We start from the raw sequence: 13,818 nt of genomic DNA, 5'->3' as shown, positions 1-13,818 counted from the left end.
ACGTGATGTACTACCTCACCGTCTACAACGAACCCATCACCCAACCCGCGGAACCGGAAAACCTCGACACCAACGCACTGATCAAGGGCATCTACCACCTCGCCGACGCCCCCGAGGGCGATAACAACCGGCCCACCGCGCAGATCCTCGCCTCCGGCGTCTCCGTGCCCTGGGCCCTGGAAGCCGCCCGGATCCTCGCCGAAGACTGGAACGTCGCAGCCGACGTCTGGTCCGTGACCTCCTGGAACGAACTCCGACGCGACGGACTCGCCGCCGAAGACCACGCCTTCCTCAACCCCGGCCAACCCGCACCCACCCCCTTCATCACCGAACAACTCGCAGGCAAAACCGGACCCGTCATCGCCGTCACCGACTACATGAAAGCCGTCCCCGACCAAATCCGCCAATACATCCCCAACGACTTCGCCTCACTCGGAGCAGACGGCTTCGGCTTCTCCGACACCCGCCAAGCCGCACGCCGCTACTTCAAAAACGACACCCACTCCATCGTCGCCAAAACCCTGCAACTCCTCGCCGCCAAGGGCGAAGTTGCGGAGGACGCACTGGAGAAGGCCATCGAGAAGTATCGGCTCCTGGATGTCAACGCCGGCACCACCGGCGGAGCAGGCGGCGACGCCTAAATAGTTGCCGGGCACGTCCCGCAACAACAGCAGTACCGCGACGGCGGCTTCCACCGAAAGGTGGGGCCCGCCGTCGGGCTTTAAGGGGGCAACCAGGGTGCCCGGCAGGACGTGACGGGCAGCAACGTCAGTTGTAGCCTTCTCACAAATGGAGCTTGCCCGGGATGGGCCGTATGCTCGTTCCATGGCAGAGCCCGTCAAAACAACTTCCAAGCGCAAGGCAGCAACCCCGGCATTGTCGCCTGAAAAGGCCGAAACCCTGCGGCAGCTGCGCGCCAACGTTGGGCAACTGTCCACCAGCACCATGCGAAAGCTCGAGAAGTCACTGCCCTGGTACAGCCGCCTGAGCTCGGACGAGCGCTCGGCGCTGGGATTGGTGGCCCAGAATGGCATCGCCGCATTCGTGACGTGGTACGAGCGTCCGAGCTCGCCGTCGTGGATCCTCACCGATGTCTTTGGTAATGCCCCCACCGAACTGACGCGCTCCATCAGCCTGCAAAAGGCGCTGCAGCTGATCCGCATCGTCGTCGAAGTTGTCGAAGACCAGGTACCCGTGATCGCTCCGGAGTCGGACCAGCCATCGTTGCGCGAAGCGGTCCTGCGATACTCGCGGGAGGTCGCGTTTGCGGCAGCGGACGTTTATGCGCGTGCAGCTGAATCGCGTGGTTCCTGGGACACACGCCTTGAGGCCTTGATCGTAGATGCCATTCTTCGAGGCGAAAACACTGACGCTTTGCGGTCCCGGATCGCTGCCCTGGGCTGGAAAGCCCAGGAGAGGTTCACCGTCATGGTGGGCAATTCGCCGTCGGAACCCAGCGCCAGTTACGTCAGCGAACTGCGCCGGACGGCCGGGCGCTTCGCCGAGGACGCACTGGTGGGAATCCAGGGCGACCGGTTGATCCTCATTCTGGGCGGGGTACAGGACCGGGACACGGCCTACGTCAAACTCAGCGAATTGTTCGCCCCCGGCGCCGTCGTGTACGGACCCGAAGCCGGTTCGCTGGTCGAGGCGAGCAGTTCGGCACAAGCGGCTTTCGCGGGCCTCACGGCCGCCCGCGCCTGGCCTTCGGCCCCGCGCCCGGTGGCGGCCGATGACCTGCTCCCCGAACGTGTGGTCTCGGGCGATGACGCGGCCCGCAGGTCGCTCATCAAGAACATCTACCGGCCCCTTCTGGCGGCCTCCAATGGCTTGGTGGAGACTCTGGGAACCTACCTTGAGCTGGGGCATTCCCTGGAGGCCACAGCCCGGGAACTGTTCGTGCATGCCAACACTGTGCGCTACCGTTTGAAGCGTGTCTGCGACGTCACAGGCTGGGATCCGCTCCTGCCCAGGGAGGCGTTTGTGCTGCAAACGGCCCTGGTTGTAGGCCGGCTTTCGGCCCAACCCAAAGCCGCCCCGGAACGTCACGCGTCGCGTTCACAGAACTGAACCGTTGTAGACTTCCTACAAACTGACCCAGTGAGCTTGGTGTACCAAAACACCAGTGGATCACGTGGCAATTTGGAAAGCTGGATACGTGCTTGCAATCGTCTGCCCTGGACAGGGCTCCCAGACCCCCGGATTTTTGGCCCCCTGGCTGGAACTCCCCTCCGTCGAAGGCCAGTTGGCCTCCCTGAGCGAGATCGCAGGCATTGACCTCAAGGCCCACGGCACCACCTCTGACGAAGAGACCATCAAGGACACCGCAGTAGCGCAGCCGCTGATTGTTGCAGCCGGCCTGGTAGCCGCAACTTCGCTCTTCGACGTCGAGCTCAGCAGCCTCCCGGTCATCCTGGCCGGCCACTCCGTCGGTGAGATCACGGCTTCCGCCCTTGCCGGCGTCCTGACCGACGCCGAAGCCATGACTTTCGTCCGTGAACGCGCCAACAGCATGGCAGCGGCAGCGGCAGTGACTCCCACCGGCATGAGCGCCGTGGTAGGAGGCGACCCCGCCGAGGTCCTGGCAGCCATTGAAGCTTCCGGCGCAACTCCGGCCAACGTCAACGGCGCGGGCCAGACAGTCGCGGCCGGCACTTTCGACCAGCTCAAGGCTCTCGCAGACAACCCGCCGGCCAAGGCCCGCGTCATTCCCCTTAAGGTTGCGGGCGCATTCCACACCTCGCACATGGCCCCTGCGGTGAGCGCTTTGGAAGCCCTCAAGCCATCGTTGTCGCCCCAGAGCCCGTCCGTCCCGTTGCTGTCGAACTACGATGGCCAGGAAGTTACGGATGGCACGGCGGCCGTCGAGAGCCTCATTGCACAGGTCTCCCGGCCCGTTCGCTGGGACAAGTGCATGGAAACAATGGTCAAGCGCGGAGTCACGGGCGTCATCGAGCTTGCACCCGCCGGGACCCTTGCCGGCCTCGCCAAGCGCGGCATGCCCGGCGTGAAGACCGTTGCAGTAAAAACCCCGGATGACCTGTCCGCGGCTCTTGCACTTTTCGCTGAATTGGAAGGACAGGCATGAGCACCCCGGTACTGAACAAGACTGCGGTCAATGAGAACGCCCGCATCCTGGGCATCGGCGCCTACCGGCCCGACGTCATAGTCACCAACGAGGACGTTTGCCAGTGGATCGACTCTTCCGACGAGTGGATCCGCCAGCGCACCGGCATCATCACCCGCCACCGCGCCGCCGCGGATGTCAGCGTGATCGACATGGCCGAAGGTGCTGCGCGCGAAGCAATCCAGCAGGCCGGAATCGAACCGTCCCAATTGGGCGCAGTCATTGTCTCGACCGTGACTCACCCTTACGCCACGCCGTCGGCCGCCGCCGCCCTCACCGAACGTTTGGGCGCGACGCCGGCACCCGCCTTCGATATCTCGGCCGCCTGTGCCGGGTACTGCTACGGCGTGGCCCAGGCTGATGCCCTGGTGCGCTCCGGCGCAGCGCAGTACGTCCTGGTGGTCGGCGCCGAGAAACTCTCGGATGTTATCGACAACCACGAGCGCACCATCTCCTTCCTGCTTGGCGACGGCGCAGGTGCAGTGGTTGTTGGCCCGTCCGACACCCCCGGCATTGGCCCGTCCGTCTGGGGTTCCGATGGAAGCAAATGGGACGCCATCGGCATGACGCACTCGCTGGAAGACGTCAAGAAACTTGGTGAGTCCGCACGGCACTCCGACGAAATCGACGACCCCGCCATTCTTTCGGCCACCCAGGATGTCTGGCCCACACTGCGCCAAGATGGCCAGACCGTGTTCCGTTGGGCCGTGTGGGAGATGGCAAAGGTAGCCCAGCAAGCCCTGGACGCTGCAGGTATCGACGCCGCAGACCTCGCGGCATTCGTTCCCCACCAAGCGAACATGCGCATCATCGACGAGATGGTCAAGAAGCTGAAGCTCCCCGAGTCCGTTGTCATCGGCCGCGACATCGCCCAGGCCGGCAACACATCAGCCGCTTCCATCCCGCTGGCCACACACCGCCTACTCAAGGAAAACCCGGAACTGAGCGGCGGCCTTGCCCTGCAAATCGGCTTCGGAGCGGGCCTGGTCTTCGGGGCGCAGGTAGTAGTCCTGCCGTAGAACCTGGAGTCCCGGTGGCCTCCAGCCAACTGAATACGACTTACAAACCCAAACCGTAACCGCGGTTTGCCCCCCTTTCCGGCAGTAGCCGGTACAAACAAGAAAAGGAGCCAACAATGGCTAGCAACGAAGAGATCCTGGCCGGCCTGGCTGAAATCGTCAACGAAGAAACCGGCCTTGCCCCCGAAGCCGTGGAACTGGACAAGTCCTTCACCGAGGACCTGGACATCGACTCCATCTCCATGATGACCATCGTTGTCAACGCTGAAGAGAAGTTCGGCGTTCGCATCCCCGACGAAGAGGTAAAGAACCTCAAGACCGTCGGCGACGCCGTCAGCTTCATCGCAAACGCACAGGCTTAGTCCTGACAACGCTGTGCCGGGCCGGGATTCCTCCTTGCGCCCGGCACAGCCGCAATAACGCCCAGAGTTTTTCTTGCCTCCCCCCGTGCATCCATCGGGAGGGCAGGCTGATCCGACAGAGAGTGATCGCATGGCACGCAAAGTAGTCATAACCGGTCTGGGGGCCACCACTCCCATCGGCGGCGACGTACCCACAATGTGGCAGAACGCGCTGAAAGGGGTCTCCGGCGCCCGTACGCTCGAAGATGAGTGGGTGGCCAAGTACGACCTCCCCGTCCACTTTGCTGCCCGGTGCTCGACGCCGGCCCTGGACGTCCTGAGCCGGGTGGAAGCCAAGCGCATGGACCCTTCCACGCAGTTTGGTGTCATTGCCGCCCGTGAGGCATGGGCGGATTCCGGTATCGGCGAGATCGACCACGACCGCTTGGCAGTGGCCTTCGCTACTGGCATCGGCGGCGTCTGGACGCTCCTGGACGCTTGGGATACCCTCCGTGACAAGGGTCCCCGCCGGGTACTTCCCATGACAGTCCCCATGCTGATGCCCAACGGCGTAGCCGCTGCCGTCAGCCTGGACCTCGGCGCCCGCGCTGGAGCACACACGCCTGTTTCGGCCTGCGCGTCCGGCACGGAAGCGCTCCACCTTGGCCTGGACCTGATCCGGTCCGGCAAGGCTGACGTGGTGGTCTGCGGTGGCGCTGAAGCAGCCATCCACCCGATGCCTTTGGCGGCGTTCTCCTCCATGCAGGCGCTCTCCCGCCGGAATGACGAGCCGGAGCGCGCTTCGCGCCCCTACGACATCGACCGTGACGGCTTCGTCATGGGTGAAGGTGCCGGAGCTTTGGTCCTCGAGGCCGAGGAGCACGCCATCGCCCGCGGAGCACGGATCTACGCAGAGCTTGCCGGAACCTCGGTGACCGCGGACGCTTACCACATCACGGCACCGGACCCTGAGGGCCTCGGCGCTACAAGGGCCCTCAAGGCTGCCATGTTCGACGGCCGCATCCAGGCTGAAGACGTTGTCCACGTCAACGCCCATGCCACGTCGACACCGGTGGGCGACAAGCCTGAGTACACTGCACTGCGGGCTGCCCTTGGCACCCACGTGGACAATGTGGCGGTCTCTGCCACCAAGTCCCAAATGGGTCACCTGCTGGGAGCTTCCGGAGCCGTTGAAGCCGTCCTGACGGTTTTGGCTGTCTACGAACGAAAGACACCGGTGACCATCAACCTCGAGAACCAGGACCCGGAGATCCCCCTCGATGTCGTGACCTCCGTTCGCGACCTGCCAGCGGGCGATATCGTCGCTCTGAGCAACTCCTTCGGCTTCGGCGGACACAACGCTGTCATCGCTGTCCGAAACGTCTAGAAGCACTGTCCAGGCCCCGGCCTGAAGACATGAAGAGGGCCCCGCCATCCGGTGGGGCCCTCTTCATTGCTATGGGGTGGTGTTTGTCTCGAGTCAGCCGACCTGGTGCAACCAACGCACGGGTGCGCCTTCGGCTGCGTGCCGGAACGGCTCGAGTTCCTCGTCCCACGCTTCACCGAGCGCGAGGGACAGTTCATGGTAAACGGCTGAGGGATCCCCCGCACCGGACTCGTAGGCATAGCGAATGCGATCTTCAGTGACCATGATGTTCCCGTGCACGTCTGTGACGGCATGGAAAATACCGAGCTCGGGTGTATGGGACCAACGGGCCCCGTCGACGCCCTGGCTCGGCTCTTCGGTAACCTCGTAGCGCAGGTGGGCCCACCCTCTTAGGGCAGACGCCAACTGCGCCCCCGTGCCGGGCGTACCGGTCCACGACAGCTCAGCCCGGAACATCCCGGGCGCAGCAGGCTGAGGGGTCCACTCAAGATCGGTCCGCTTGTCCACGACCGATCCGATGGCCCACTCAACGTGCGGGCAAAGTGCCGTCGGGGCCGAGTGCACAAACAAGACACCGCGGGTTGTTGCAACAGACATTCCATCCTCCATAGCTGTAGGTACGTCTTCCCCAACGACCTCTGCCTGGATGTTTGCTGTTGCTGCGGGTGCCATGAAATTCAAGCGTGCCCTGACAGGCTATTCATTTATATGAAGTGCTACTGACGATATTGGCACAGATATAACCCTCAAGTGTGCATTGAAGGTTTCCCCGTGGTGCTTTCATTTTGCCGTACGCTGCCGGTTTCCGCCAGTGCGGAGTTTACTTGCGCGCGTCACGCACGTGGGTGCGCTTGCTGGTAGCTCTTCCGCAGCCGATCCACGGAAACGTGCGTGTAGATCTGTGTCGTCGCGAGGCTGCTGTGGCCGAGGATTTCCTGCACAGCCCTGAGGTCCGCACCCCCGTCGAGCAGGTGGGTGGCGGCACTGTGCCTGAGCGCATGGGGGCCGGTGGCCGAAGTATCACCCAGATCCTGCAGCATTTTGTTCACCACTGCGCGGATTTGTCGTGGATCCACTCTGCCGCCCCGTGCCCCGAGGAACAATGCGGGTCCGCTCAAGGCAGTCACGACGGCTGGCCGCCCTCGCCTCAACCAGTCGTCGACGGCGACCGCCGCCGGGACACCGAATGGCACCGTGCGCTCCTTGTTACCTTTGCCCAGCACCCGGAGTGTCCGTCGGTCAGGATCGAGGTCATCAACGTCCAAGCCCGCGAGTTCACCTACGCGGACTCCGGTGGCATACAGCAGTTCCACCATGGCACGGTTCCGCACGGCCGTGGGACCGCCCTCCTCGGCCGCCGTTGTCAGGTCATCCACCATCCTGGTCACCTGCTGTTGGTGGAGGACGCCCGGCAGGGACTTTTCCCGCTTGGGGGCCTGCAACCTGACGGCGGGATCAACGCCAATCAGCTCTTCCCGCAACGCCCACGAGGTGAACGATCGTGCGGTGGCTGCTCGGCGGGCCAATGTGGCCCTGGCCATGCCTGCTTCGCTCTGGGCACCGAGCCAGCGTCGAAGGGAACCGAGCTCCAAATCTCCGAGCTCTCCGACACCTTCCTGAACAGCAAAACCGAGAAGGCTCTCGACATCGGCAATGTAGGCACGAACGGTGTGCGCAGACCTGGCGCGTTCCCCCGCCAGATAGCGCCGGAATCCTTCAACTGCGCTTTGCAGCGATTCTGGTAATGATTGGCCATCCACCCTTCCCACTGTGCCAGTAGCGGGTATCAACAGGCAGCATCAACATACCCTTCCTCGGCCCGGCTAGGCATTCTTGGCTCTCTTCCACGTTCCACGGTCCGAAGTGGCGAGCCCCAGCGCATTCAACCGTGCCAGCCCTGCACGGACGGCGTCGGGACTGAGTCCGGCCACCACCGTCAGTTTCTCTACTGAACTGGCGGATCTTAGCGGGAGGGCATCCAGGAGAATGAGGTCCTCCAGGCACAAGCCGTCGTGTACTGCGGGAGGAGATTCTTTCTCTCCACCGTCCATGTCCCCCATTGCGCCCGCCAGCTCGGCGATCTCCCCGGCATCAGTTACGCATACTGCTCCGCCGTCCCTGAGGAGGCGGTGGCAACCGGCGGAATTGGCACTGTGCACCGACCCTGGGACAGCTGCCACAGCCCTGCCCAACGTCTCAGCGTGGTGGGCTGTGTTGAGGGCCCCCGAACGCCAGCGCGCTTCCACTACCACGGTGACCGAAGCGATTGCGGCAATGAGCCGGTTCCTTTGGAGGAACCTGTAGCGAGTGGGAGCCGATCCGGGCGGTACCTCCGCGATCACAGCTCCCTGCGTCGACACGGCCCTGAGTAATTCTTCATTGCCCGACGGGTAGAAACGATCAACCCCGCCTGCCATGACCGCAATGGTGGGTATGTCGGCACTCCCACCGCTCAAGGCCCCACGGTGCGCATGGGCGTCAATCCCGTAAGCGCCGCCTGAGACCACCGTGTATCCGCGTTGCGCAAGGGTGTAGGCGAAGTCTCCGGTCACTGATGCGCCATAGCTGGTACTGTCCCTTGAACCAACAAGTGCCACGGCCTGTCGGGCAGTGGGAAACGGCTGCTCGTTGCCCCTCCACCACAGGCAAAGTGGCTCCTGCAGACCGAGGTGGGCCAGCTGCGCCGGCCACAGCTCATCTCCTGGAACAATGACTCTCCCACCCAAGCGCCGCATTGTCTCCATGTCGCGCTCAGGGGCGAGGTCGGCGACGCGCGGTGCCCAACGCCGGAGGCTGGCGGCGAGGCCTGGCCACGTGGCAGGGCCTCCCTCGTCCATGAGGAGCTCGGAGATTTCCTGCTCCAGCGTGGGCCCAGTACCCAGTTCCCCCGTTGCCACTCCCAGGGCATCGATGGCTCCGACAGCCCGCACCAGGGCCAGGCCCACTGAGTCTTGCGGCTCCATGAGCCGCGCCAGCGCCGCCCGGGCTATGCGTTCCTTTTCCTGACTGGTTGTTGGCACGTGGCTTGGTCCTTTCGTGTAATTGCGTCTCATGCTGCGGATGCAGCCTGGCGGAGTCCGAGGCCCTGTCCGATGTGGTTGATATCCGGCCTGTCCGTTTGGTCCAGGTCCGCCAGTGTCCAGGCCAGCCGAAGGACGCGATCGTAGCCGCGCGCTGTCAGTGCACCTCGTTCAAGGGCAATGTCCAGCACCCGAGTGGTTCCCGGAGGTAACTTCAGCTCTCCGCGCAGCACGCGACCGGGCACCTGCGAGTTGGCCTCGAGACCGAAAGGTACAAGGCGCTCCAGCTGCCGTGACCGCGCCGCCAGTACCCGGTCCGCGACTGTGGCGGTGTCTTCTTCTTGTGACGCACTGCCAAAGTCCGCCAGTGACACCCGCTCCACCTGCAGTTGAATGTCCACCCGATCCAGCAGTGGACCCGATATGCGCCCGAAGTACCGGCGCCGCATCATCGCCGTACATGTGCAGTCCGTCCCTTTGCCGGTCGCCTTGCCGCACGGACACGGATTCGCGGCCAGTACCAGCTGGAACCGGGCCGGATAGGCTGCAGTGCCCGCCGACCTGTGGATGACCAGTTCGCCGCTTTCCAGCGGCTGGCGGAGGGCATCGAGTACCCGGCGCTCGTATTCCGGTGCCTCATCCAGGAAAAGGACGCCCCGGTGTGCCCGCGACGCCGCACCTGGACGGGGAAGTCCCGAACCGCCACCGATAATGGCCGCCGCAGTGGCGCTATGGTGGGGGTTTTCAAAAGGGGGCCTGCGGATCAAGCGCGCCGCTGACGACTGGATCGCGGCCAGGGAGTGGATTGCGGTGACTTCCATGGCAGCCGTATCAGCCAAGTCAGGCAGCAACCCGGGCAACCGTTCGGCCAGCATGGTTTTACCGGCCCCCGGGGGTCCATGTGAAGGGTAGGTTTTACGCTCACTTAGCGAGGAGAAAAGATCCCTGCGAAATCAGCACAAACAGGCCCATCCCAGTGCGATCACCACATACATACTGGTTGGCGAGCTCGGTTCCCGCGATTGGAAAACTGAGGCGATGTCAGATATCTCGTCCCCTCCCCTGTCACGCACAGCAGGCTCGGCGGATATGGCCGGGCCTTTGGCTCGAGCTGTCCGTGGGAAGCCCGGCCATGTTCGAGCGCGCTGTGGCTTTCATCGAGGGCATGGGCTGGTCGCTGGTCGCTGGAAGCCCTCGGCCCCGGCGGCTGGACACAAGGCCCAAAGAACATGACAGTTAGTAGGCTGTTAAAGCTTTCGCTCGCTACGTTGAAATGGGGATCATGACTCGCAAGGATGACTACAGCACAGCGGTAGACTCCCTCCTCAAGACCAAGCTGGACACAAGGCGGGGCCAAGTGGTGCCGACCTCAGATTCAATAAATCTGAACAACGGGGGTGTCTGGCTGAAAGCGGTTTATCTTTACACAGACATGGAAGACTCTTCCGGTTTGGCCAAGAATCACTCCGCTACGACGGCCGCTCAGATCGTGCGTGCTTTCTTGGCTGCTGTCACGCGAGTAATTCGTGACAACAAAGGTGAGATCCGAAGCTACGACGGAGACCGCGTAATGGCCATTTTCATCGGAGACAACGCCCCGACTGTGGCTGCAAGGACGGCCCTGGAAATCAAATGGGCAGTGGACGAGATAGTCAGGCCCAGCCTGGCATACCGCCTCAGCGAGTACCTCAAATCAAGTTGGGTGCTAAGCAGCAGGACCGGAATCGATCTTGGAGATGCGCTCGTTGTGCGTGCTGGCGTTCGCAACAGTAACGACCTGGTTTCCATCGGGGACGCTCCGAACATAGCCGCGAAGCTAAGTGACCTGCACGGAGCACGCACGACCATCACTGACCGGATGTGGAAAGAGATGGCCTATTCAACGTGTTATAGCAGCGGGGAGGGGAATGCTATGTGGAGTCTGGCGTACCCGAAAGATATCGGTGGTGGCCGCGTAGAAGAGATCAGAACGTCTAACTACGGCCTCAAGATTCTCTGACCGCCTGGGAATGAATCAAAGTCGCCGGTTAGTGTCAGCCCCTCCCCATAGGCTTGGATCCATTACTAGATAGCGAAGCAAGGAGAAGCATGACGCTGAGATCAGCCGTCGAGGATGACATCGTGAAGACGGTCAACACGAGTCTCACGACGACAGTGAGGAATGACGGTGTTATTGAATCCGTTCCTGATCCAGCCAAGATGGGGTACTCACAGGGTGTGTATCTGCCATCAACTTACCTCTACGCTGACATGGCGGATTCATCCGGGCTCGTCGCCATCGCTCCCCCCGACACAGTAGCCAGGGTCATGAAAGCCTACTTATCTGTGAGTACGCGGATCATCCGCGCCAACAACGGCCACATCCGCAGCTTTGATGGAGATCGGGTCATGGGGATCTTTGCTGGCACGGACAGGAACACAAGAGCGGCCAAGTCAGCTCTGCAGATCAAGTGGGCTATGAACAATCTGGTGCAGCCCGCTATAGCGAGCCAGTTTGGATCTATCAAGAAGAATGGTTGGCAGCTCAAGCACGCATGCGGAATAGCAAGCGGCAAGTCTCTCCTCGTCCGAGCAGGGTTCAGGGGCAGTGACGACATGATTTCCGTGGGGACAGCCCCAAACCTTGCGGCGAAACTGAGCGACATACGGCAGGACCACTTCACCACATTCATCGGCAAGGGCGCATATGACGGCCTGAATGACTCCGCCAAACTGAGCAAAGGAGTCAATATGTGGCACGGCCCGTTCAGCTACGCGATGGGTGGCAAGACCTACTCCTATTACAAATCCTCGTATCGCTGGTCGGTCTGATGCGTCGGGGCAAAAATGCAGAAGCCGGATCAGGCAAAAGCGACAAGGATGCGCTGGATACTGCCTGGCGTATCCACGGCGCTCTCGTCGACTGGACTGGAAAGGTTGACGCGAAGGCCTCCTTCGCGTTTGCACTCGAATCAGCCGGCCTAGCGATGTTAGTTACCCTCTCGGGTAAGGACCGTCTGTTCAACCGCCTCGAAGGCCCGGTCCAAGAGATCACATACTACGGAGCTGGAATTGCCCTGATACTGGCGGCCGGTTGCGCAATGTGGGTGGTTATCCCCCGGTTGCGTATGTGGCACGTTAAGAAGGAGTGGAGAGACAACTTTATCTACTTCGGACACCTGAAGTTCTGGCCTCTGGAACAACTGCCGGCCAAGATCAAAGACGCCGATATGCTGCCAATCCTATCCAATCAGATGGTCCGCATGAGCAAGATTGCCTGGACGAAGCACCTCCTCGTGAAGTCATCCCTGATACTCGCCTCTGTCGCAGGGGGAGGGCTGATCACGTGCGCGGCCTTGGTGAGGCTCGGTCTCACACCATAGTGGAGCTCCGGATGTCGTACCGGGCTTTCATGCTTGAGCAGTGAAAAAATTTGATGAAGGCTGCCGCCGATCATCTTCCGGATGTGGTCGCGCTCGGGGCCCTCGTGTGGCCAGCCAGTGTTCCCCTGGGTCGCCCAACTCTCCTCGAAATCACGGCGGATCTCCGCGACGCGCTCCTCGGACAACAACTTGGGCTCATCTCAGGCTTCCAATCCACGTCAGTGCAGACTTGCTGATGGTGCCCGCAGTCGAGCTTGACCTTCCAGAAAGCAGACGAGTGTGGCCGGGGTTTTCGGATCTTCGCCCAGGTCTCTGCGTCCATCCAGTCGTAGTCAGGTTCCTCAGCATCGGGCTGGGAACTCCGTGATTTTCCTGTCAACCCACTCGACGATGTCGCGGTAGGGCATCTGGGTAGGTCGGACGGGCACCAATACTCGCCGGCGGGAAGTCGGCATCGGGTGATGGGGTCGAGGTGGCTGCGATCGTCCGGGAACTCGTCCTCCCCGTGCGTGAAGACCTCGTGAGTGCAGCCGCACTCCAGCCGGACGCGCCAGCGGAGCATGTTCTTGGCCTCGGGGACGAAGAGCGGCCAGAACACACGCTCGTACTGCTGACATATCCCCCACGCTCCTTAACGATGCGCACTTGGGGGATTTTTTACCTCGAATCTAGTCTCCGCTCTCGGATACGGATACCTGGTCGAGACCGCTGGCGTTTATGTTTACCTGGGCGACTGGACCCCATACGGATGCACCATGCTCACCACCCCGAAGCTCGGAGGGAAGAACCCGATGGAACCAGCCATTGGCCATCTCGGGAACAATCGGTTCGATGCAAGGCAAGTACATTCGCAGCTCAACAAACAGTGCGACACCCATCCGAACGCACTCTTGGATATTGGCCTCATCGTCGGCCATGACCTCTTCCACCCAACCAGGTCCGGAGCTCCGCAGGATCGCATCGACCAGGGCTCCCGGAGTCGCATGCGCGTGCTCGGTCCATGCGCTATAGAGAAGCTTGTACTGGTGCTGGCGCATCTTCAACGGCGACTTATCGCACATTTCCCAGATTTTCCGCGATGCCCAGCTGGTGATGAAATCACCCTTCTTATTCCGGAACTCATCGAATTCAGAAGTCTCTAGGTACTTCTCCAAGGCATCAAGCTTCGCAAGGTTAACTGGGTGTCCGGCTTGTGCGTCGTATCTCATCTCGTCGCGACGGGCTTCGAGCTTCTCCAGGACACCGAACTTCACATACCGCCGCATGGCCTCGCCGCGGTCCTCCTGATGGTGGAGGTATTCGATGTTCACGACCAGCTCGAACAGCTGGCGCAGCACGCCTTGTGCCAGCTCCCAATGCCCGTTCTCAACCAAGATACGGATGCCCTTAAGCGCGTTGATGCCGCGAGTGAGGATCGCTGCGTCGAAGTCGTACTCGCGGGACGGGTGATCCGGCCAGCTGTGCCGTGCGGCAGTGTGTGCTTCGTCATCGATGTCGCCAAGAACGGCAACTATCCTTTTCGTCTCAGGTGAACTGGCGACCACCTTTACGTCGGATTGGAT

General features: G+C 62.0%; 13 protein-coding genes and 1 pseudogene. 9 read left to right on the top strand and 5 right to left on the bottom strand.

The annotated features are described in order from the left end of the window. The 6 genes from QRM57_RS14730 to QRM57_RS14705 form a co-directional block, all read left to right on the top strand. The coding region (locus tag QRM57_RS14730; RefSeq protein ID WP_502868651.1) for a transketolase-like TK C-terminal-containing protein at positions 1–641 on the top strand (641 nt) is incomplete at its 5' end. Positions 642–825: 184 nt separating this feature from the next. Further along, entirely contained in the window at positions 826–2,070 is a 1,245-nt protein-coding gene (locus QRM57_RS14725; protein ID WP_211713534.1) for a PucR family transcriptional regulator, read from the top strand. Positions 2,071–2,158: 88 nt separating this feature from the next. Next, entirely contained in the window at positions 2,159–3,088 is a 930-nt protein-coding gene (locus QRM57_RS14720; protein ID WP_257371062.1) for an ACP S-malonyltransferase, read from the top strand. After that, positions 3,085–4,146: a beta-ketoacyl-ACP synthase III gene (locus QRM57_RS14715; protein ID WP_257371061.1), complete on the top strand. Its 1,062-nt coding sequence runs from the start codon at positions 3,085–3,087 to the stop codon at positions 4,144–4,146. Before QRM57_RS14720 ends, QRM57_RS14715 begins: the two co-directional genes overlap by 4 nt. 116 nt (positions 4,147–4,262) lie before the next feature. Next, positions 4,263–4,508, top strand: a complete 246-nt coding sequence (locus tag QRM57_RS14710) for an acyl carrier protein (RefSeq protein WP_175320862.1) — start codon at positions 4,263–4,265, stop codon at positions 4,506–4,508. A 130-nt stretch (positions 4,509–4,638) separates the two neighbouring features. Then, complete coding sequence (locus QRM57_RS14705) at positions 4,639–5,874, top strand: beta-ketoacyl-[acyl-carrier-protein] synthase family protein (protein WP_235522075.1); 1,236 nt, start codon at positions 4,639–4,641, stop codon at positions 5,872–5,874. Between the two features lie 93 nt (positions 5,875–5,967). Here the strand turns inward: QRM57_RS14705 and QRM57_RS14700 are convergent, their stop codons facing one another. The 4 genes and pseudogenes from QRM57_RS14700 to QRM57_RS14685 all read right to left on the bottom strand — a co-directional run. Next, positions 5,968–6,471, bottom strand: coding sequence for a DUF3145 domain-containing protein (locus QRM57_RS14700; RefSeq protein WP_026005636.1), 504 nt, complete (start codon positions 6,469–6,471; stop codon positions 5,968–5,970). Between the two features lie 236 nt (positions 6,472–6,707). Continuing rightward, positions 6,708–7,643, bottom strand: a complete 936-nt coding sequence (locus QRM57_RS14695; RefSeq protein ID WP_416404561.1) for a tyrosine recombinase XerC — start codon at positions 7,641–7,643, stop codon at positions 6,708–6,710. 54 nt (positions 7,644–7,697) lie between these two features. Continuing rightward, positions 7,698–8,927 carry a DNA-processing protein DprA gene (gene dprA, locus QRM57_RS14690; RefSeq protein ID WP_502868650.1) on the bottom strand — a complete coding sequence of 410 codons (1,230 nt, stop codon included), beginning with the start codon at positions 8,925–8,927 and terminating at the stop codon, positions 7,698–7,700. Then, positions 8,924–9,793 (bottom strand): annotated as a pseudogene (locus QRM57_RS14685) (YifB family Mg chelatase-like AAA ATPase); the annotation flags it as partial. The pseudogene QRM57_RS14685 and the gene dprA, both read right to left, overlap by 4 nt. Positions 9,794–10,176: 383 nt before the next feature. Between QRM57_RS14685 and QRM57_RS14680 the strand changes: the two are divergent. From QRM57_RS14680 to QRM57_RS14670, 3 genes are all read left to right on the top strand, one after another. Beyond that, positions 10,177–10,893 (top strand): adenylate/guanylate cyclase domain-containing protein, encoded by a 717-nt coding sequence (locus QRM57_RS14680; RefSeq protein WP_133830815.1) that lies wholly within the window; start codon positions 10,177–10,179, stop codon positions 10,891–10,893. An 89-nt stretch (positions 10,894–10,982) separates the two neighbouring features. Continuing rightward, positions 10,983–11,705 (top strand): adenylate/guanylate cyclase domain-containing protein, encoded by a 723-nt coding sequence (locus QRM57_RS14675; protein WP_133830816.1) that lies wholly within the window; start codon positions 10,983–10,985, stop codon positions 11,703–11,705. Beyond that, entirely contained in the window at positions 11,705–12,256 is a 552-nt protein-coding gene (locus tag QRM57_RS14670) for a Pycsar system effector family protein (RefSeq protein ID WP_133830817.1), read from the top strand. Before QRM57_RS14675 ends, QRM57_RS14670 begins: the two co-directional genes overlap by 1 nt. A 668-nt stretch (positions 12,257–12,924) precedes the next feature. On the opposite strand, the gene QRM57_RS14665 is transcribed toward QRM57_RS14670, so the two are convergent. Then, positions 12,925–13,800 carry a DUF5677 domain-containing protein gene (locus tag QRM57_RS14665; protein WP_133830818.1) on the bottom strand — a complete coding sequence of 292 codons (876 nt, stop codon included), beginning with the start codon at positions 13,798–13,800 and terminating at the stop codon, positions 12,925–12,927. Positions 13,801–13,818: the final 18 nt, after the last annotated feature.

This window comes from Arthrobacter sp. fls2-241-R2A-172 (genome assembly GCF_030208885.1).
In the GTDB taxonomy this organism is placed as follows: domain Bacteria; phylum Actinomycetota; class Actinomycetes; order Actinomycetales; family Micrococcaceae; genus Arthrobacter.
The sequence above is the reverse complement of the archived record's forward strand: the minus strand, read 5'-3'. Positions and strand labels throughout refer to the sequence as shown.